Genomic DNA, 19,473 nt, shown 5'->3' on the forward strand with positions numbered 1-19,473 from the left:
GCCGACCTCGCCCACGCCGCCCGCCCCCGCGCCCCCCGCCATTCCGGGTATGCCCGGCACACCCCCGATGCCCGGTACGCCCGGGGGCATCGTGCCGGTGCCCGGCGGACCCGTCGGTGTGCCGCCGTTGCTCGCCCCCGCGGAACCCGGCGCCCCGGTCAGTCCGCCGGCGCCCGCCCAGCCGCGGCCGTTCCCCGAAGAGCCGACCCCGGCCCCCTCGGACACCTCGGCCACTCCGGCACCGCCGGCACCTGCCGCACCGGGCGCCCCCGCGGCTCCCGGCGCCCCGGCCCCGGGTGCTCCGGCACCCGCGCCCGCACCGAGCGGTCCGAAGGCCGAACTCGCCCAGCGCATCGCCGACGAGAAGGCGCTGCGGCAGAGCACCCAGCCGCAGATTCAGCTGCTGGCACTGCAGTTCCAGGCGACCCGTTGCGACCAGCAGGACGTGCTGGCCGGTAACGACGACCCGAACCTGCCGCTGGTGACCTGCTCCAAGGACCACAAAGAGGTCTACCTGCTGGACAAGTCGATCATCAGCGGTGACGAGATCAAGGACGCGTCGTCGGGCCTGAACCAGCAGCAGGGCGAGTACGTCGTCGACGTCACGTTCAAGGAGAAGGCCGCCGAGGTGTGGGCCGACTTCACCGCCAAGAACATCGGCACCCAGACCGCCTTCGTTCTCGACTCCCAGGTGGTCAGCGCCCCGGCGATCCAGGAGGCGATCCCGGGCGGCCGCACGCAGATCACCGGTCACTTCAACGCCACCACGGCGAAAGACCTGGCCAACGTGCTCAAGTACGGCTCGCTGCCGCTGTCGTTCGAGTCGTCCGAGGCGGAGACGGTGTCGGCAACCTTGGGCCTGACGTCGCTGCGGGCCGGACTGTGGGCCGGTCTGATCGGTCTCGGTCTGGTGCTGCTCTACTCGCTGTTGTACTACCGCGTCCTCGGAGTGCTCACCGCACTGTCGCTGGTCGCATCGGGCGCCATGGTGTTCGCGATCCTGGTGCTCCTGGGCAGGTACATCAACTACACGCTGGACCTGGCCGGTATCGCGGGTCTGATCATCGGTATCGGTACGACCGCCGACTCGTTCGTGGTGTTCTTCGAACGCATCAAGGACGAGATCCGCGAGGGACGCAGTTTCCGCTCGGCGGTGCCACGTGGTTGGGCCCGCGCCCGCAAGACCATCGTCTCGGGTAACGCGGTCACCTTCCTGGCCGCGCTGGTGCTGTACATCCTGGCCGTCGGTCAGGTGAAGGGCTTCGCGTTCACCCTGGGTCTGACCACGATCCTCGACATCGTGGTGGTGTTCCTGGTGACGTGGCCGCTGGTCTTCCTGGCGTCGAAGTCGGCGCGGATGGCCAAGCCTGCGTACAACGGTCTCGGCGCCGTGCAGCAGATTGCGCGCGAGCGGCGAGCGGCCAGCCTGACGGGACAGGGGTAACACCGACATGTCGAAGCACTCAACTGACGACACCGACCTGGAGCTGACCGAATCGGCTGCGGCCGAAGAAGATTCGGCGGCCGAGGAGACTCGGGCCACCGCGCGGGAAAGCAACCTGCCGCACCACAGCTTCTTCGTCCGGCTGTACACCGGTACCGGCGCCTTCGAGGTCATCGGCAAGCGCCGCATGTGGTATGCGATCAGCGCCGTGATCATGGTGGTGATGATCGCCAGCATCGGTATCCGTGGTTTCAACTTCGGTATCGATTTCGAGGGCGGAACCAAGATCGCGATGCCGGTGGCGGGCGTGTCCGCCACCGCCACTCCGCAGGCTGTGGAGGACGTCTTCAACAAGGCCCTCGGCCATGCACCGGAGTCGGTGGTTCGCGTCGGTAACGGCGACTCGGCCACTCTGCAGATCCGTACGTCGACGCTGTCGACGGCGGACACCGAGAAGGTGCGCAACGCGCTGTTCGACGCATTCCAGCCGAAGGGCGACGACGGCAAGGCGTCCAAGGCCGCGATCAGCGACTCGGCGGTGTCGTCGACCTGGGGCGATCAGATCACCAAGAAGGCGCTCATCGCGCTGGTGGTGTTCATCGTCATCGTCTCGATCTACATCACGATCCGCTACGAGCGGTACATGGCGCTGGCGGCGCTGGCCTCGTTGGCTTTCGACCTGATCAGCACGGCGGGTGTGTACTCGCTCGTCGGGTTCGAGGTCACACCGGCCACCGTCATCGGCCTGCTCACCATTCTGGGCTTCTCGCTGTACGACACGGTCATCGTGTTCGACAAGGTCGAGGAGAACACCCACGGCTTCGAGCACACCACCCGGCGGACCTTCGCCGAGCAGGCCAACCTCGCGGTCAACCAGACCTTCATGCGGTCCATCAACACCAGCCTCATCTCGGCGCTGCCGATCATCTCGCTGATGGTGGTCGCCGTGTGGCTGCTGGGTGTGGGCACCCTGAAGGATCTCGCCCTGGTGCAGCTCGTGGGCGTCATCGTCGGCACCTACTCGTCGATCTTCTTCGCCACCCCGCTGCTGGTGTCCATGCGTGAGCGCACCGACCTGGTGAAGAACCACACGCGCCGCGTGCTCAATCGCCGCAAGTCGTCGACCGAGCGTGGCTCGAGCGGTGACGAGGTGGCCGTCGGCGTCGTGGACGCACCGGAGAAGCCGGCGCCGGGGGCCAAGCCGTTGCGGCCCACCGGCAAGTCGTCGGGTAAGCGAAACAGCCGGGGCTAGCCCACCATGCCCGTGCGGTTCCGCGCGTCGGCCGTGATGTTGGTGGTCGGCGCGTGCATCTCCGGTTGCGACAGTTCGGCGGACGCCGTCGACTACATCGTCGACGGCGCGCTGCCCACCTACAACACCGCGTCGGTCGTCGGCGCGGTTTCGGGTGCGCCGCAGGCGTTTTCGCGGGTGCAGACGGGCTTCAACTTCCGGGGGCCCGACGGGCAGGTGGTCGCCGACCGCGACTTCGGCACGGTGTCCGTTGTCGGCCGCGCACCGCTGATCCTCGACTACAAGATCAACGACAGTGCCGTGTACTCCGACGGCAAGCCCGTCACCTGTGACGACATGGTGCTGGCCTGGGCCGCGCAGTCAGGGCTGTTCCCGGCGTTCGACGCCGCCAGCCGCGCCGGGTACGTCGACGTGGCCGCTGTCGACTGCACACCGGGACAGAAGCGCGCTCGCGTCACTTTCGTTCGCGACCGCGACATCACCGACTACGGGCAGTTGTTCGCCGCGACGTCGATGCTGCCGGCCCACGTGTTGGACGATGCGCTCGGTCTGGGCGACGGCGGGGTCGCGAAGGCGCTCGAGACCGGCGATGGACCGACCATCGACAAGGTCGCGCAGGCCTGGAACACCACCTGGGATCTGAAGCCTGACGCGGACCTCAAACGGTTCCCGTCGGCCGGTCCGTACAAGCTGGCGTCGGTGGCCAAGGACGGTTCGATCACCTTGGCGGCCAACGACAAATGGTGGGGCGCCAAGCCGGTGATCGGCAAGATCACGGTGTCGCCGCGAGGTGCCGACCTGGCGAGCCGGATCAAATCGGGCAAGGTCGAGATCGTCGATGTTGCCGCCGGGGTGATCGGCAAGGACGACGTTCCGTCGAGCTACGTGCGCAAGGACGGGCCGTCCGACGACATCCAGCAGCTGATCTTCTCGGCCCAGGGCGCGCTGGCCGATCCCGCTGCGCGCCGTGCCGTCGCCCTCTGCACGCCACGGGACGCCATCGCGGCCGCTGTCGGGGTTCCGGTCAGCAATGCCCGGCTGAACACCGCGTCGGACGATTCTCTGTCCGTAGCCGAAAACGTCGATGCGAGTGGGCAATTCGCTGCCGCCGATGTGGACGGTGCGCGCGCCGCGGTGGGCGGTCAGCCGCTGACGGTGCGGATGGGCTATCACGGCCCGGATTCCCGGCTGGCATCGGTGGTGGCTGCGATCACCAAATCGTGTGCGGCTGCGGGCATCACCGTGCAGGAGGTGGCGTCATCGACGGTGGGTGCGCAAAGCTTGCGGGCCAACGACATCGACGTGCTGCTGTCCGGTGTCGGGGGAGCGGCGGGCAGTGGGTCCAGCGGCTCGTCGGTGGTGGATTCCTATGCCCTGCACAGCGGGGACGGCAACGACCTGTCGGGTTATGCCAACGAGCGCGTCGACGGCGTCATCGCCGCCCTGGCGGTGACCACCGATCCCAAGGAGCAGGCGCGTCTGCTCGGCGAAGGTGCGACGGTGCTGTGGGGTGACATGCCGACGCTGCCGCTGTACCGCCAGCAGCGGACACTGTTGGTGACGAACGACATGACGTTGGTGAGCGCCAATCCCACCCGATGGGGTGCCGGCTGGAACATGGACCGTTGGGGAAGCAAATGAGTGACCTGAATGCCCTCTTCTCCGAACTCGTCCGTGAGGTGCCGGACTTCCCGGAGCCCGGTATCCAGTTCAAGGATCTGACGCCGCTGCTCGCCGACGGCCGCGGCCTGGCGGCTGTGACGGCCGCGCTGGCCGAGGTGGCCGACGGCGCGGACCTGGTCGCCGGCATCGACGCCCGCGGCTTCCTGTTGGGTGCCGCGGTCGCGACCCGCCTGGGCACGGGTGTCCTCGCGGTCCGCAAGGGCGGCAAGCTGCCGCCGCCGGTACACAGCCAGGCGTATGCGCTGGAGTATGGCACCGCCACGCTGGAGATTCCCGCCGACGGGATCGATCTGACCGGCCGGCGCGTTGTCGTGATAGACGACGTGCTCGCCACCGGCGGCACGGTCGCCGCGACGGTCCGTCTGCTGCAGACCGCCGGTGCGACGGTGACCGCGGCGGCGGTCGTGTTGGAGCTGAACGGTCTCGGTGGACGCGCTGTGCTGGAACCGCTACAGGTCACCAGCCTGTACGTGGTCTGAGGGGCTATTCTCGACAAACCAGGTGTTGTAGGAGGTGTGCGGCGTTGGCTGACGACAAGGTGACACAGGTCCAGTCGGCGCCGCCCGAGCCGACGGTGTCCGGCACCGTCAGCGCATCGCGCCGGGTCCGCGCCCGGCTGGCCCGCCGGATGACCGCGCAGCGCAGCCTGGTCAACCCCGTCCTCGAGCCGTTGGTCGCGGTCCATCGGGAGTACTACCCGAAGGCCGACCTGGCGATCCTGCAGCGCGCCTACGAGATCGCCGAGGAACGGCACGCGCCACAGCTGCGCAAGTCCGGTGACCCGTACATCACCCATCCGCTGGCCGTGGCCAACATTCTCGCCGAGCTCGGCATGGACACCACGACGCTGGTTGCCGCATTGCTGCACGACACCGTCGAGGACACCGGCTACACGCTCGAGGCGCTCACCGCCGAGTTCGGCACCGAGGTCGGCCATCTGGTCGACGGCGTCACCAAACTGGACAAGGTGGTGCTCGGTTCGGCCGCCGAGGCCGAGACCATCCGCAAGATGATCATCGCCATGGCCCGCGATCCCCGCGTGCTGGTGATCAAGGTCGCCGACCGGTTGCACAACATGCGCACCATGCGGTTCCTGCCGCCGGAGAAGCAGGCCCGCAAGGCCCGCGAGACGCTGGAAGTCATTGCGCCGCTTGCCCATCGGCTCGGTATGGCGACCGTCAAGTGGGAGCTGGAGGATCTGTCGTTCGCGATCCTGCATCCCAAGCGGTACGAGGAGATCGTCCGGCTGGTCGCCGACCGCGCGCCATCGCGCGATACCTATCTGGCCAAGGTGCGTGCCGAGATCGCCAATTCATTGCAGGCCATGAAGATCAACGCGACGGTCGAGGGGCGGCCCAAGCACTACTGGTCCATCTACCAGAAGATGATCGTCAAGGGCCGCGACTTCGACGACATCCACGACCTGGTCGGTGTCCGCATCCTGTGCGACGAGATCCGGGATTGTTACGCCGCCGTCGGCGTCGTGCACTCGCTGTGGCAGCCGATGGCGGGCCGGTTCAAGGACTACATCGCCCAGCCGCGGTTCGGCGTCTACCAGTCGCTGCACACCACGGTCGTCGGCCCGGAGGGCAAGCCGCTGGAGGTGCAGATCCGCACCATCGACATGCACCGCACCGCCGAGTACGGCATCGCCGCGCACTGGCGGTACAAGGAAGCCAAGGGCCGCAACGGTTTACCCGCGGGCGGGCACGCCACCGAGATCGACGACATGGCGTGGATGCGCCAGCTGCTCGACTGGCAGCGTGAGGCCGCGGACCCGGGTGAGTTCCTGGAGTCGCTGCGTTACGACCTTGCTGTGCAGGAGATCTTCGTGTTCACCCCGAAGGGGGACGTGATCACGCTGCCGGCCGGCTCCACGCCCGTCGACTTCGCGTACGCCGTCCACACCGAGGTCGGGCACCGGTGCATCGGCGCCCGGGTCAACGGCCGGCTGGTGGCGCTCGAGCGCAAGCTCGAAAACGGTGAAGTGGTCGAGGTTTTCACCTCCAAGGCGCAGAACGCCGGACCGTCGCGCGACTGGCAGACGTTCGTGGTGTCGCCACGCGCGAAGGCCAAGATCCGGCAGTGGTTCGCCAAGGAACGGCGCGAGGAGGCACTCGAGACCGGCAAGGACGCCATCGCCCGCGAGGTGCGCCGCGGCGGAATGCCGTTGCAGCGGTTGATGAACGCCGAACTGATGGCCGCGCTTGCGCGGGAACTGCGCTACGCCGATGTGTCGGCGCTGTACACCGCTGTCGGTGAGGGACATGTCTCCGCCCGGCACGTCGTGCAGCGGCTGGTGGCCACGCTCGGTGGTGACGACGAAGCCGCCGACGAGATCGCCGAACGGTCGACGCCGGCCACCATGCCGGTCCGCCGCCGAACGAATGACGATGTCGGCGTGGCGGTTCCGGGTGCACCCGGGGTGCTGTGCAAACTGGCCAAGTGCTGCACGCCGGTGCCCGGCGACAACATCATGGGATTCGTCACGCGCGGTGGTGGGGTCAGTGTGCACCGGACCGACTGCACCAACGCGGCGTCGCTGCAGCAGCAGGCCGAGCGCATCATCGACGTGAAGTGGGCGCCGTCGCCGTCGTCGGTGTTCCTGGTGGCCATCCAGGTCGAGGCGCTGGACCGGCACCGGCTGCTGTCCGACGTCACCCGCGTGCTGGCCGACGAGAAGGTGAACATCCTGTCGGCGTCGGTCACCACGTCCAACGATCGAGTTGCGATCAGCCGCTTCACTTTTGAGATGGGTGACCCGAAGCACCTCGGTCACGTGCTGAACGTGGTGCGCAACGTCGAGGGCGTGTACGACGTGTATCGCGTGACGTCCGCCGCCTGAGTTCAGCCCTTGGGCAGCATCGCCAGCTGGCGGCTCTGCACCACGACTTCGCCGGTGGAGTCGAGGATGACGTGGTCCTCCTCGAACCACGTCTGGCCGACCACGGTCGAGCTGGCCTGCACCCGCAGCCAGCCCGGCGCCGGCCGCCGGCGCACATAGGTGGTGAGCTGCACGGTGGGAGTCCAGCCGAAGTGACCCTGGTTCATGGTGACCGGGGGAGTGATGTCGCCCGCCATCAATGCGAACAGCAGTGCGGTGTTCGGGTTGGCTTCGTCATCGGCGAAGGGTCGCAACCACATTCGGTTGACGGGGTCGCCCTCCTCGCCGGACAGGAACGGTGTCGCCGCATCGAGCAGAAATTCACAGCCTTGCGCCACGTGGACCAGCTCACCGACCGAGTGACCCGCGGTGACGGGCACGGCATCAGCCGGCGGCTCGACGGGCAGGTAGGACATTCCGAGCGATTCCTGGTGGCGTGGCGGCTTGGCGTCGAGCGGTCCGAGGGTCACCGCGCAGCTGACGGCCGCGCGCCCGTTCTGTGACAGCTGGACGTCCACCAGCGCCACCTGACGCCCGTGCTTGCGCACCGTGGTGGTCAGCTGCACCTCACCGGGATCGGGGGCGTTCAGGTAGTTGGCGCTCACAGCGACCGGCAGCAGCTCGGATTCTGCACCGACGGCCTGCTGCGCGGCCGCGGCGCATACCGCCATCATGCAGCCACCGTGCACCTTGGGGCCGATGGTCCACACCGGATCGATGGTGGCGTTGAACGTGCCATCGCCCACCGCGGTGACGGTGGTGAGATCGGTGAACGGGTGTGCAGTCATGTCATCTCTCACTATCGGTTCAGCCGGATCTCGATGTCACCTGCGGAAACGGTGGCGGCATTTGGATCGTCGGTGACGATCACGCCAACCCGATTACCGGACTCCCGGTCGACGAAACACAGCGGACCCCGGCCGCCTTTCTGCAGGTGTTTGTCGCCCCACTGGCTCATCGCGAGGTATACCGGCAGCAGATCTTCACCTGCCTCGGTCAGCCGGTACTCGTCCCGGACGCGTTTGCCGGGTTCCTGATAGGGCACCCGGACCATCAGGCCGGCGGCCTCGAGTTGCTTGAGGGCACGGGATACCGCGGGTGCCGACGTCCCGATCCGCTCGACGAAGTCCTCGAATCGCGTTGTGCCGAAGAGGCTTTCCCGGACGGCGAGGAATACCGTCTTGGTGCTGAGCAGGTCCAGCAGCTTGGCCACCGAGCAGCCGTCGCTGATCGACCACTGGCGGTCGCGCAGTCTTTCCTCGAACTCCATCACACCCTCTTTTGGATAATGCTTGCGTTACTCAGGTATCCGTGGTTCCATCTTAGTAACGACATCGTTATTCAGCAAGGGAGCGTGGTTTCAGATGGTTGCAGTGGCAGGCAAGGTGGTCGTGGTGACCGGCGGACGACGCGGCCTCGGCGCCGCACTCGTCGACGAGCTGCTGGCCAGGGGAGCGCGCAAAGTCTACTCGACGGGCCGGTCGTCGTTCACCGACGAACGCCCGGAAGTGGTTCCGGTCGAGCTCGAAGTACGGTCGGAGGCATCGGTTTCCGCGTTCGCCGAGGTCGCGTCGGACGCCGAGATCGTCTTCAACAACGCGGGCATTCTGCTGCCCGGCTCATTGCTGACCGGCGGCTTCGATGACATCGAAGCAACCTTCGACATCAACGTGTTCGGGCCGCTGCGCGTGGCTCGGGCCTTCGCCCCGATCCTCGCGGCCAACGGCGGCGGCGCCCTGGTCAACATGCATTCGGTGCTGTCGTGGGTGGCCGGTAGCGCCGCGTATGGCGCGTCGAAGGCGGCGATCTGGTCGGTCACCAACTCGCTGCGCGGCGAGCTCGCCGCGCAGGGCACGCAGGTGGTCGGTGTGCATGCCGGGCTGATCGAGACCGACATGGTCGCGGACATCCCCGGACCCAAGACCACCGCTGTGGACATCGCGACCCGCATCATCGACGGCCTCGAATCCGGCGCCGTCGAGGTTCTGGCCGACGAGGTGTCGGTCGGTGTGAAATCCGCCTTGTCCGGTCCGGTGGAGAACCTGACCTTCGCGATGGCGGTCTGAAAAACGATGCCGCTGTGGACCATTCACCACACACCGGACTTCTTCACGGCCGAGGACAAGCGCACGCTGGCGTCGCGCATCACCGATCACTACGAGAAGGCCGGTTTGCCGCGGTTCTATGTCGTCGTCATCTTCAACGAAACCCGTTCGGACGACCTGTATGTCGGCGGCGAGCCGACCCCCGTCGGGCTGCGGGTCGTCATCGACCACATCGCCCGCCATGCCGCGGACAAGGACAGCCGTAACCGGATCGCCCACTGGATCAAGTCGATCCTCAGCCCATACCTGGAACGCCACGACAACCCGCACTGGGAGTTCCATGTCGACGAGACCAGTGAGGACCTCTGGATGATCAACGGATTGATCCCACCACCGATGGGCTCCGATGCTGAAAAGCGTTGGGTAGCAGAGAATGCGGTGTCAGTGTACTGACGATGTCGGTGGTGCCTGGACCGACAGAGTGCCGAAGGCTGGGGTGCTCGCGTCATAGACCGACTGTCTGCAGATCTCCGCGAGCGGGTGCCGGACGCCAAGGGGTTCTCGTCTCGAAATCTCAAATATATGCGCGCCTTCGCAGCTGCGTGGCCAGACTTCGCAATTGTGCAGCGCTGCGCTGCACAATTGCCCTGGCGCCAGCACATGGTTCTGCTGGACAAGCTGGATAGCGCTGACCTGCGGATTTGGTATGCGGAAACAGCAGTTGAGCACGGCTGGAGTCGTGATGTGCTCGTGCATCAGATCGAAGGGCAATTCCACACACGGGCAGGCCGTGCTGTCACAAACTTCGCTCGAACCTTGTCCTCAGCCGATTCGGACATCGCTCAGCAGGCGACTCGGGACCCGTACCTGTTCGACTTCGTCGGCATCGCTGACATCCGCCGGGAACATGACTTGGAACGGGCACTGGCTCGTCACGTCGAGAAGTTCCTGATCGAACTCGGTCAGGGCTTTGCGTTCGTCGGGCGTCAGGTACATCTGGAAGTCGGTGATGTCGATTTCTACGCAGATCTGGTCTTTTATCACTTGAAGCTGCGCTGTTTCGTGGTGATCGAACTGAAGGTAGGGGAGTTCGATCCCAGCTATCTCGGACAACTCGGTATGTACATGGCTGCAGTCGATGACCTGCTGCGGCACGCTGACGACAAACCGACTATCGGATTGATCCTGTGCAAGACGAAGAACAACGTCGTCGCCGAGTACGCCCTGCGCGGATACAACGCGCCCATTGGCGTAGCGGAATGGAAAGCTGCCATCACCGCGAGCTTGCCGGCTGAACTTGAAAATGTCCTTCCCACAGTCGAAGAACTCGAAGCAGAGTTCGACCATGCGCGCGGTGAGAGCGATGTTCCATGATCGCCAACCTCGGCCCTCCAGGGTATCTACGATCCAGGAATGACGACGTTTGCCCTTGTGCATGGTGCCTGGCACGGGCCGTGGTGCTGGGAGTTGCTGACTCCGCTCCTTGAGCGAGAAGGCCACAACACCGTGACGATGGATTTACCGTGCGAAGACGCCTCGGCAAGCTTCGAGACCTACGCCGACGTGGTCTGCGCAGCGCTCGATGGGTGCGGGGACGATGTCGTCCTCGTTGGGCATTCGTTGGGCGCCAACACGATTCCCCTGGTGGCGACTCGGCGACCAGTCCGCCATCTGGTGTATTTGTGCGGTGTGGTCCCGTCGATCGGTCAAAGCGTATTCGATCAGATCGCCGGATCTGACATGATGCAGCGGGGCTGGGATGCCGGCTTGAGCGCACCGGATGCGGAATTGCGAACGAAGTGGGTCAATCCCGATTGCACTCGAGCTCTCCTGTACGCCGACTGTGATGAATTTACGGCAGCGGACGCATTCAAACGCCTTCGAGCACAAGCAAATCAGGCGAGCGCCCTACCGTTCTCGTTGTCCGAATTCCCATCTGTCAGTTCCACTTCCGTGATTTGCAGCGACGATCGGATGGTCAACCCCGACTGGTCGAGGCGGGTCGCTCGTGACCGGCTGGGTGCGCACATTATCGAGCTTCCCGGCAGTCATTCGCCGTTCCTTTCCCGGCCGTCTGCTCTTGCTGATGTCTTCGTTCGGTTGGCCGGCGATCAACGTCTGGCCGCCGATTGGTTTCCTTGACGGCTTCCAACCGAACATGTGAAGAGAGCCGCGACACGCCCGGCCGCGTGAACGCTCAGCCCTACTTCTTCTTGGACTCTCGCCAACCCCGTTCGAACGGCAGCCGCCAGGCGTTGGGCGCGATCAGTTGGTGAATGGCGTTGGGACCCCAGGTGCCGGGCTGGTAGTTCTTGACCGGCGGCGGATCCTCCAGTAGCGCAGCGGAATTCGCCCACAGTGACTCGATGCCCTCGGCGGTGGTGAACAGCGTGTGGTCGCCGCGCATGGCATCGAGGATCAGCCGCTCGTAGGCCTCGAGCACCTGGTCGGCGCCGTCGGCTTCGGTGGCCGAGAACTGCATCGACAACTTCTCCAGCTTCATGCCCGGTCCGGGGCGCTTGCCGTAGAACGACAGCGAGACCTTCGAGTTGTCGGCCAGGTCGAACGTCAGGTGGTCGGGTCCCTGAGAGCCGACGCCTGACCCCGACGGGAACATGGTGCGCGGCGCCTCTTTGAACGCGATCGAGATGATGCGCATGCCCTCGGCCATCCTCTTGCCGGTGCGCAGGTAGATCGGCACGCCCGCCCAGCGCCAGTTGTCGATGCGGACCTTGAGTGCGATGAAGGTCTCGGTATCGGAATCCCTTGACACACCGTCGAGTTCGCGATAGCCACTGAACTGGCCGCGGACCACGTCGGAGCAGCTGATCGGCAGCATGGACCGGAAGACCTTGTTCTTCTCCTCGCTGATGGCCCGCGGTTCCAGGGCGGTGGGCGGCTCCATCACCACGAACGCCATGACCTGCAACAGGTGCGTCACCACCATGTCCTTGTAGGCGCCGGTGCTCTCGTAGAAGTTCGCGCGCTGATCGAGGCCGAGCGTCTCGGGGATGTCGATCTGGATGTGGTCGATGAAGTTGCGATTCCAGATCGGTTCGAACAAGCCGTTGGCGAACCGGAACGCGAGAATGTTCTGTGCGGCTTCCTTGCCCAGGAAGTGGTCGATCCGGAAAATCTGTGCCTCGTCGAAGGTTTCGTGGACGAAGTCGTTCAATGCGACCGCGCTGGCCAGGTCGGTGCCGAACGGTTTCTCCATCACCACCCGCGAACGGTCGACGAGTCCCGCCTCGTCCAGCGTCCCGATGACGGCCCGCGCGGCCTTCGGTGGCACCGAAAGATAGTGCAGCCGGCGCACATTCGGGCCCAGCTTCTTCTCTGCCGCGGCCACCGCGGCGGCCAGACCGGACGGCCCCGCCCCCTGCGGGACGTAGGTGAGCGTCGCGGCGAACCGTTCCCACTGCTCGTCGGTCAGGTGGTGGCTGCCGAATTCATCGATCGCCGCCTTGGCCAGCGCCCGGAACTCATCGACGGTCAGGTCCTCCAACGAGGTGCCGACGATCTGGATGTCGGGCGCGAGTTCGGACTGGTCCAGATAGGCCAGGCCGGGCAGCAGTTTTCGTTTGGCGAGGTCACCCGTCGCCCCGAACAGCACGATGACGTGTGGGTCGACGGCGACGTCGTCGTGGCGGTTCGGGCGTGAGCCGGGCGCCGGGTACGAGATGGTCTGCGGTTTGGTGTTCGCCACGATGCGCATGATTCCACCGCAGCCGGGTCTGTGCAGAGCTACAACGAAGAAGGCCCGGTCACCGTGATGACCGGGCCTTCTTCGCGAACTGTCAGTCCAGCTGGATGTACTTCACTGTGACCGGCTGCGCGGGCTTGCCGTCGCCGGCGCCACCTTCGATGCCGTTCTGGGCGATCTTGTCCAGGGTCGCCAGGCCGGTGGCGTCGACGGTGCCGAACGCGGTGTAGCCGGGAGGCAGCTGCGAATCCTGGTACACCAGGAAGAACTGGCTGCCGTTGGTGTTCGGGCCGGCGTTGGCCATCGCGATGGTGCCGCGCGGGTAGACGACGGGCTGGCTCAGCGCCGGGCTGTCAGGCTGGTACTGGTTGGTCGGGTACTCGTTGGCGAACTGGTAGCCGGGGCCACCCATGCCGGAGCCGGTCGGGTCACCGCACTGCAGGACGTCGAGACCGCCCTTGGTCAGCCGGTGGCATGGGGTGTCGTTGAAGTAGCCCTGCTGCGCCAGGCTGGCGAAGCTGTTCACCGTGCAGGGGGCCTTGGCGTTGTCCAGCGTCAGCCCGAGGTTGCCCTGGTTGGTGCTCATGCTGGCCGTCACCGTCGGCGGGGTGGTGGGGATCTTGCCGGTGCGCGGCGGGTTGACCTTCTTGCTGGCCTGCTCCGACGACGCCGGGTACTGGCAGTTCTCGCCGAGTCCGGCGGGCGCGACGAACGGCGGCAGCTTGCCGTCGGCGGGCGGGTTCTGCGATGGGGTGGCGGAGGTCTCGGTCGATGCCGAGGCTGTCGCCGACGAGGACTTGGAGTCCTTGTTGAGGTAGATGACGCCGCCGACGATGCCACCGATGACCGCCAGCACCGCGACCACCGATGCGGCGATGGTCATGATGCGCTGCTTGCGCGCCTTCTCGGCCCGGCGCTCCAACTGCCGTTCCAGCTTGCGCTTGGCGGTCTCCCGCCGTTGTTCATTCGTCGGCACCGCCGAAACCCTCCTCGTCACGGTCGGGGCCAAGTGCCCCGACGTAATGGTCGGCACCGAGTGTGCCAGGTCACCCTGAGACGGTCTTGAGCTGGTCCAGCAGCGCCTGCGGATCGGGATGCAACAACACCGCGTCGCCGATATCGGTGCCGTTGAGCAGCACCGCCGGGGTCGAGCTGATGCCCGAGCTCTTGACCGCGTTGTTCACCATGTCCAGGTATTTGCCGCTCGTCACGCAGTCAGTCACGGAACCGGGTGCCCCGGCCTTCTTGGCCTGAGAGATCAGGTCGTTGTCGGACGGGAACGTCTGCGCCCACTCCTCGGGCTGCTGGGCGAACAGCGCCGCATGGAACCGCTGGAAGGCCGCCGGGTCGGCGTCGGCGACGCAGTACGCGGCCGCACCCGAACGGACCGAGTACGACTCGGTGTCACGGCCCAGGATCGACACCATGGTGTAGTCCACGGCGATCCGGCCGTCGCTGATCAGCTTGCTGATGGTCGGGCCGTAGACCTGCTCGAACCGGCCGCAGAACGGGCACAGGAAGTCCTCGTAGACGGTCAGCGTGGCCTTGGGTTCGGTGCTGCCCGGCTTGGTGGTGACATTCGGCGCGGCCAGGTGGATCGAGCGCAGCTCCATGGGGCCGGCTTCGGCGAACGTCGTCCTGGCGGTGCCGTCCGCCGACAGCTGCTCATGACGAACCACGATCACGGCGGCGACACCCACCGCCACCAGCGCGATGACGGCGACGACAGCGAAGATCACCCAGCCGGCGCGGGACTTCTTCGGCGGGGGATAGCCCGGAACATACGGCGGGGGTCCCCACGGTCCTGGCTGCGTCATGAGGCGAGTTTCCCACGTGGGAAACTGGTTGCCGTGTTGTTGACGGGGTTTCCGGCCGGGATGTTGCAGTGCAACTGCTACATCCTCGCGGCGCGCGCCGGGTCGGACGCCGTCATCGTCGACCCGGGCCAGCGGGCCATGGGCCGCATCCGCGAGATTCTGGATGAAAACCGGCTCACCCCGTCGGCGGTGCTGCTCACCCACGGCCACGTCGACCACATCTGGTCGGCGCAGAAGGTGGCGGACACCTACGGCTGCCCGGTGTACATCCACCCCGAGGACCGGTTCATGCTGACCGATCCGATCAAGGGGTTCGGTCCGCGCTTGGCCCAGCTGGCGTTCGGGGTGTTGTTCTCCGAGCCCAAGCAGGTCGTCGAGCTGGACCGGGACGGTGACAAGCTCGAGCTGGGCGGCATCACCGTCACGGTGGATCACACCCCGGGGCACACCCGCGGCTCGGTGGTGTTCCGGATCAGTGATGGACCCGTCGACCTGACATTCACCGGCGACACCTTGTTCAAGCAGTCGGTGGGTCGCACCGATCTCCCGGGCGGCAGCGGCCGGGACCTGCTGAACTCGATCGTGACAAAACTGTTGGTGCTCGACAACGACACCGTGGTACTACCTGGGCACGGCCCGCAGACCACGATCGGCGCCGAACGCCGCACCAACCCATTCCTCGAAGGCTTATCAAGTTGAGTGATTTTCAGGCGCCCAAGGGCGTCCCGGACTACCTGCCCCCGGACTCGGCGGAGTTCGTCGCGGTGCGCGACGGTCTGCTGAACGTCGCGCGGCTGGCCGGGTACGGCCACATCGAGCTGCCGGTGTTCGAGGACACCGCGCTGTTCGCCCGCGGCGTGGGCGAGTCCACCGATGTGGTGTCGAAGGAGATGTACACCTTCGCCGACCGCGGTGACCGCTCGGTCACGCTGCGGCCCGAAGGGACCGCCGGCGTCATGCGCGCCGTCATCGAACACGGCCTGGACCGCGGCGCGCTGCCCGCCAAGCTGCGGTACTCCGGACCGTTCTTCCGTTACGAGCGGCCGCAGGCCGGCCGTTACCGCCAGCTGCAGCAGGTGGGCGTGGAGGCCATCGGCATCGACGACCCGGCGCTCGACGCCGAGGTCATCGCCGTCGCCGACGCCGGCTTCCGCTCGCTGGGCCTCGACGGATTCCGTCTGGAGATCACCTCGCTGGGGGACGACACCTGCCGGCCGCAGTACCGGAAGCTGTTGCAGGACTTCCTGTTCCAGCTCGACCTCGACGAGGACACGCGCCGCCGCGCGGAGATCAACCCGCTGCGCGTGCTCGACGACAAGCGGCCGCACGTCAAGGAGATGACGGCCGACGCCCCGGTGATGCTCGATCACCTGTCGGAGGCCGCGAAGGAACACTTCGACACCGTGCTGGCGCACCTGGACGCCCTCGGTGTGCCGTACATGATCAACCCGCGCATGGTCCGCGGCCTGGATTACTACACCAAGACGACGTTCGAGTTCGTGCACGACGGCCTCGGCGCGCAGTCCGGCATCGGTGGCGGTGGCCGGTACGACGGTCTGATGAAGCAGTTGGGTGGGCAGGACCTGTCGGGCATCGGTTTCGGTCTCGGGGTGGACCGCACAGTGCTGGCGCTCAAGGCCGAGGGCAAGACGGTGGCGTCGCCCGCGGCCGTCGACGTCTATGCGGTGCCGTTGGGTGCGCCGGCCAAGCTGGAACTGGCGAAGATCGTTGCAGCCCTGCGTGGTTCGGGTGTGCGCACCGACATCTGCTACGGCGACCGCGGCCTCAAGGGCGCGATGAAGGCCGCCGACCGCTCCGGCGCCAAGGCGGCGCTGGTGGCCGGTGACCGCGACATCGAGGCCGGCACTGTCGGCGTCAAGGACCTGTCGACCGGCGAGCAGGTCGACGTGCCCATCGCCGACGTCGTCGCCCAGGTCGTCGCCCTACTTCATTAACCGCGAGCGGCCGTGTCTGTACGCGACACGCCGCCCATCCTTGGCGTTTTGGGGCCGCTCGTCAGCGCCGAGCGGCCCCAAACTGCACATCCCACACGGCGTGTCGGTGTACAAACTCCCCCGCAAGCGGGAGGTACCCCCAGGCCGGCTCGCGGGATTGCGTTAGCCCGTCATGCGGCGCAGCATGCCGTCGCGCAGTGTCAGGGTATGGAGCAGGATGGCGCTGACGTGCGCGGCGATGGCGGCCACCAACAGGTAGGCCACCACCGAATGTGCCTGCCGCAGAATGCCGTACAGGTCGCCGTCGAACGGGACGAGGCCGGGTAGCGTCAGCCCGAACACCCGGACCGGGGTCCCGGACGCCGACACCATGGCCCAGCCGACCAGCGGCTGCGCCAGCAGCATGGCGTACATCGCCAACTCGGATCCGGCGATTAGCTTGCCTTCCAGCGGCCCCACCGTGTCGGGCCACTTCGGCGGCTTGTGGGTGAATCTGTTTGCCGCCCGGACGATCACGATGACCAGAATGCTGATGCCCAGCGTCATGTGGACGGCGACCAGGGCGCCGTGGGAGCCGATCCGGTTGGTCATGGTGAAGCCGATCAGCAGCGCGGCGAAGACCGCCACCGCGGTCAGCCAGTGCAACACCCGGGTTCGGACGGGGAAGCGGGCGGTCACGAGATGACCTGAACGGCCGGAGCGGTTTTCGGCTCGGCGGTCCGGGCCCGATACGACCCGGCGTACACCGCCGAGCGCGCACTCAGCAGCGGATCGTCGGAGGGCTCGATACCGTCGGGCAGGACCAGGGGGTCGAAGTTGATGTCGCGGGCATTGCCGGCGGCATCGGTCTGGGCTTCGGTGAGTGTCAGGATGCCGGCGTCGATGACCTTCCGGTCGGCCGGCCACGGCAGCGTCGGGTCGACCGGGTCACCGGCCTGCCCGACGGTCAGCCGCAGATTCCACTGCAGCGGTGCGGTTTTCACCTGCACGATGAGGGCATCGAACAAGGCGTTGGGATCGTCGGACTTCGGCGGCAGCGCGGTCTGCTGCGGGACGAACGACCAGCGGACCGAAACTCGGGCGCCGGCGCGGTCCACCAGATAGAAGGTGTTCAGGCCGGAGAAGGTGCTGTCCGCGAAACCCGGTGTGGGCGGGCTCTTCTTGACCAGCGCCATGGCTGCCGCGGTCTCCGGGTGCCGGCTGAGGAAGTCCGCCATCAGCTTCGGATCGGGCTTGCCGGTACCGGCGACGGGCTTGGATGCCAGCAGTCGGTCATAGAAGCCCTGTGGCGAATTATCGAGGAACACCGGGATGTTGAGCATTGCTGTGCGCCACTGGTCGGTGCCGGGGAAGCCGATGGCCAGGCCGAGTCCCCGGGCCGCACCCGGGGTGTCGGCGACCGTCGGGTTCCCGCCGGCCAGGGAGAACCGGCCCGCGACCGGCATCTCACCCGGCCTGAACACCGCGGCGCGGGACAGCGTGGCCGCGTTGCCGTTGCTCATGAAATGGCCGACCACCGAGACACCCTTCGCGTGGTTCTTCCGGAACCCTGGATGGTCGCCGAAGACCCGCCGGAAGCCGTCCAGGAACGTCTGGCGGGTCAGCGTGCCGGCCCTGCTGGTGTACGCGACCAGTCCGAGATCCGCGACGAGGAACGCGCCGACTGCGCCGAGCCCAACCAGGATCGAACGCCGGGTCAGGGGAGTACCGCGCCAGGATGGGCCGTCCATGACCACCACAGGTACCACAAACAGCTGTGGCAACATCTGCGAACGTGCGGGTACTGGTGCAACGGGTGACGTCGGCGCGGGTGACGGTCGATGGGCAGACAGTCGGCGAGATCACCCCGAATCCTCAAGGCCTGGTGGCGCTCGTCGGGCTCACCCACACCGATGATGCCGCGGTGGCGCGCAAGATGGCCGACAAGGTGTGGCGGCTGCGCATCCTCGACGACGAACTCAGTGCCGCCGATGTCGCCGCCCCGATCCTCGTGATCAGTCAGTTCACCCTCTATGCCGACACCGCCAAGGGGCGCCGGCCGTCCTGGAACGCCGCGGCGCCCGGTCCGGTGGCCGAGCCGTTGGTCGAGGAGTTCGCGGCGGCGCTGCGGGCGCTGGGCGCCGAGGTCGCGAGCGGCCGGTTCGGCGCCCATATGCACGTCGAACTGATCAACGACGGCCCGGTAACCGTGATGCTCGAACTGCAGGCGGGGTGATACGTCTGATGCAGGTGTAACAGTCCGGTACCGTCAGTCGATATGACCGGCATGCGTAAAGCGACAGTCAAGTTGTCAGTGGTGTGTGGCGCGGCAGCAGTGGCAGCCGCTGGGCTGATGGCGCCCGTGGCGTCCGCCGCCCCGGCCGGCCATGAGGTCCGGTACACGCTGTCGGTGGGCGGGCCCGCGACCTTCGACCTGCTCTACCTGGTCAATCAGCCGGCCAACAAGGCCGCGTACAACGCCGACGCCTACGCCTACCTCAAGCGTGAGACGGTGACCGTCGGGCCGGACGCCCCGTGGGTGTTCACGACGACGCTCGCCGACCCGCAGTGGGCCATCTTCACAGTCAGCAGCACCACGCACGGTGGCCAGGCCGCCCCGGATTCGACATGCGACATCGCGGTCGACGGGCAGTCGGCAGCGCACCAGAGCGCGCCGTACAACGTGCAGTGCCAGCTCGGTCAGTGGTAGT

At 66.6% G+C, this 19,473-nt stretch carries 20 protein-coding genes; 13 read left to right on the forward strand and 7 right to left on the reverse strand.

The genetic code is table 11. The annotated features are described in order from the left end of the window. The 5 genes from secD to EB75_RS00895 all read left to right on the forward strand — a co-directional run. Positions 1–1,444 (forward strand): protein translocase subunit SecD (gene secD / locus EB75_RS00875; protein WP_073693729.1); only part of this gene is annotated, 1,444 nt, incomplete at its 5' end. 7 nt (positions 1,445–1,451) lie between these two features. Then, on the forward strand, positions 1,452–2,696 hold the full coding sequence (gene secF / locus EB75_RS00880) for a protein translocase subunit SecF (RefSeq protein WP_073693612.1): 1,245 nt from the start codon (positions 1,452–1,454) through the stop codon (positions 2,694–2,696). Between the two features lie 6 nt (positions 2,697–2,702). Then, entirely contained in the window at positions 2,703–4,337 is a 1,635-nt protein-coding gene (locus tag EB75_RS00885; protein ID WP_073693613.1) for an ABC transporter substrate-binding protein, read from the forward strand. After that, positions 4,334–4,858, forward strand: coding sequence for an adenine phosphoribosyltransferase (locus tag EB75_RS00890; RefSeq protein WP_073693614.1), 525 nt, complete (start codon positions 4,334–4,336; stop codon positions 4,856–4,858). Before EB75_RS00885 ends, EB75_RS00890 begins: the two co-directional genes overlap by 4 nt. A 44-nt stretch (positions 4,859–4,902) precedes the next feature. Next, positions 4,903–7,224, forward strand: a complete 2,322-nt coding sequence (locus EB75_RS00895) for a RelA/SpoT family protein (RefSeq protein ID WP_073693615.1) — start codon at positions 4,903–4,905, stop codon at positions 7,222–7,224. A gap of 2 nt (positions 7,225–7,226) precedes the next feature. On the opposite strand, the gene EB75_RS00900 is transcribed toward EB75_RS00895, so the two are convergent. After that, entirely contained in the window at positions 7,227–8,051 is an 825-nt protein-coding gene (locus EB75_RS00900) for a thioesterase family protein (RefSeq protein WP_073693616.1), read from the reverse strand. Between the two features lie 11 nt (positions 8,052–8,062). Beyond that, entirely contained in the window at positions 8,063–8,533 is a 471-nt protein-coding gene (locus tag EB75_RS00905) for a winged helix-turn-helix transcriptional regulator (RefSeq protein ID WP_073693617.1), read from the reverse strand. 94 nt (positions 8,534–8,627) lie between these two features. Between EB75_RS00905 and EB75_RS00910 the strand changes: the two genes are divergently transcribed. Genes EB75_RS00910 through EB75_RS00925 form a run of 4 tightly spaced genes read left to right on the forward strand, consistent with a single transcriptional unit; the run spans position 8,628 to position 11,450 of the window. Further along, entirely contained in the window at positions 8,628–9,329 is a 702-nt protein-coding gene (locus EB75_RS00910; RefSeq protein ID WP_073693618.1) for an SDR family oxidoreductase, read from the forward strand. A 6-nt stretch (positions 9,330–9,335) separates the two neighbouring features. Then, on the forward strand, positions 9,336–9,761 hold the full coding sequence (locus EB75_RS00915; protein ID WP_073693619.1) for a tautomerase family protein: 426 nt from the start codon (positions 9,336–9,338) through the stop codon (positions 9,759–9,761). A 15-nt stretch (positions 9,762–9,776) separates the two neighbouring features. Next, positions 9,777–10,682: a PDDEXK nuclease domain-containing protein gene (locus EB75_RS00920; RefSeq protein ID WP_073693620.1), complete on the forward strand. Its 906-nt coding sequence runs from the start codon at positions 9,777–9,779 to the stop codon at positions 10,680–10,682. A 39-nt stretch (positions 10,683–10,721) separates the two neighbouring features. Beyond that, complete coding sequence (locus tag EB75_RS00925; protein ID WP_073693621.1) at positions 10,722–11,450, forward strand: alpha/beta fold hydrolase; 729 nt, start codon at positions 10,722–10,724, stop codon at positions 11,448–11,450. Positions 11,451–11,511: 61 nt separating this feature from the next. Here the strand turns inward: EB75_RS00925 and zwf are convergent, their stop codons facing one another. The 3 genes from zwf to EB75_RS00940 form a co-directional block, all read right to left on the reverse strand. After that, on the reverse strand, positions 11,512–13,014 hold the full coding sequence (gene zwf, locus EB75_RS00930) for a glucose-6-phosphate dehydrogenase (protein ID WP_073693730.1): 1,503 nt from the start codon (positions 13,012–13,014) through the stop codon (positions 11,512–11,514). 91 nt (positions 13,015–13,105) lie between these two features. Continuing rightward, the gene (locus EB75_RS00935) at positions 13,106–13,987 is read right to left on the reverse strand and encodes a peptidylprolyl isomerase (RefSeq protein ID WP_073693622.1); all 882 of its coding nucleotides are present in this window, start codon (positions 13,985–13,987) and stop codon (positions 13,106–13,108) included. A 70-nt stretch (positions 13,988–14,057) separates the two neighbouring features. Next, complete coding sequence (locus EB75_RS00940) at positions 14,058–14,828, reverse strand: DsbA family protein (protein ID WP_073693623.1); 771 nt, start codon at positions 14,826–14,828, stop codon at positions 14,058–14,060. Between the two features lie 33 nt (positions 14,829–14,861). Between EB75_RS00940 and EB75_RS00945 the strand changes: the two genes are divergently transcribed. Both EB75_RS00945 and hisS read left to right on the forward strand, forming a co-directional pair. Continuing rightward, positions 14,862–15,527, forward strand: coding sequence for an MBL fold metallo-hydrolase (locus EB75_RS00945; RefSeq protein ID WP_073693624.1), 666 nt, complete (start codon positions 14,862–14,864; stop codon positions 15,525–15,527). Continuing rightward, positions 15,524–16,783: a histidine--tRNA ligase gene (gene hisS, locus EB75_RS00950; RefSeq protein WP_073693625.1), complete on the forward strand. Its 1,260-nt coding sequence runs from the start codon at positions 15,524–15,526 to the stop codon at positions 16,781–16,783. Before EB75_RS00945 ends, hisS begins: the two co-directional genes overlap by 4 nt. Positions 16,784–16,945: 162 nt before the next feature. Here hisS and EB75_RS00955 read toward each other — a convergent pair whose 3' ends face one another. Together EB75_RS00955 and EB75_RS00960 are read right to left on the reverse strand one after the other, a co-directional pair. Next, positions 16,946–17,461 (reverse strand): cytochrome b, encoded by a 516-nt coding sequence (locus EB75_RS00955; protein WP_073693626.1) that lies wholly within the window; start codon positions 17,459–17,461, stop codon positions 16,946–16,948. Further along, a complete protein-coding gene (locus EB75_RS00960) occupies positions 17,458–18,513 on the reverse strand; it encodes a catalase family peroxidase (RefSeq protein WP_073693731.1) in 1,056 nt (351 codons plus the stop codon). The genes EB75_RS00955 and EB75_RS00960 overlap by 4 nt, the downstream gene beginning before the upstream one ends. 44 nt (positions 18,514–18,557) lie before the next feature. Between EB75_RS00960 and dtd the strand changes: the two genes are divergently transcribed. Then, positions 18,558–18,998, forward strand: a complete 441-nt coding sequence (gene dtd / locus EB75_RS00965) for a D-aminoacyl-tRNA deacylase (protein WP_073693627.1) — start codon at positions 18,558–18,560, stop codon at positions 18,996–18,998. A gap of 42 nt (positions 18,999–19,040) precedes the next feature. After that, positions 19,041–19,472, forward strand: a complete 432-nt coding sequence (locus tag EB75_RS00970; RefSeq protein ID WP_073693628.1) for an Rv2576c family protein — start codon at positions 19,041–19,043, stop codon at positions 19,470–19,472. Position 19,473 lies beyond the last annotated feature (1 nt).

It is taken from the genome of Mycobacterium sp. ST-F2 (assembly GCF_001905655.1).
GTDB lineage: Bacteria > Actinomycetota > Actinomycetes > Mycobacteriales > Mycobacteriaceae > Mycobacterium.

Coding starts and splice junctions, on each gene's coding strand:
- secF (WP_073693612.1), top strand. CDS start 1,452: ATGTCGAAGCACTCAACTGACGACACCGACCTGGAGCTGACCGAATCG.
- EB75_RS00885 (WP_073693613.1), top strand. CDS start 2,703: ATGCCCGTGCGGTTCCGCGCGTCGGCCGTGATGTTGGTGGTCGGCGCG.
- EB75_RS00890 (WP_073693614.1), top strand. CDS start 4,334: ATGAGTGACCTGAATGCCCTCTTCTCCGAACTCGTCCGTGAGGTGCCG.
- EB75_RS00900 (WP_073693616.1), bottom strand. CDS start 8,051: ATGACTGCACACCCGTTCACCGATCTCACCACCGTCACCGCGGTGGGC.
- EB75_RS00905 (WP_073693617.1), bottom strand. CDS start 8,533: ATGGAGTTCGAGGAAAGACTGCGCGACCGCCAGTGGTCGATCAGCGAC.
- EB75_RS00910 (WP_073693618.1), top strand. CDS start 8,628: ATGGTTGCAGTGGCAGGCAAGGTGGTCGTGGTGACCGGCGGACGACGC.
- EB75_RS00915 (WP_073693619.1), top strand. CDS start 9,336: ATGCCGCTGTGGACCATTCACCACACACCGGACTTCTTCACGGCCGAG.
- EB75_RS00925 (WP_073693621.1), top strand. CDS start 10,722: ATGACGACGTTTGCCCTTGTGCATGGTGCCTGGCACGGGCCGTGGTGC.
- EB75_RS00940 (WP_073693623.1), bottom strand. CDS start 14,828: ATGACGCAGCCAGGACCGTGGGGACCCCCGCCGTATGTTCCGGGCTAT.
- EB75_RS00960 (WP_073693731.1), bottom strand. CDS start 18,513: ATGGACGGCCCATCCTGGCGCGGTACTCCCCTGACCCGGCGTTCGATC.
- EB75_RS00970 (WP_073693628.1), top strand. CDS start 19,041: ATGACCGGCATGCGTAAAGCGACAGTCAAGTTGTCAGTGGTGTGTGGC.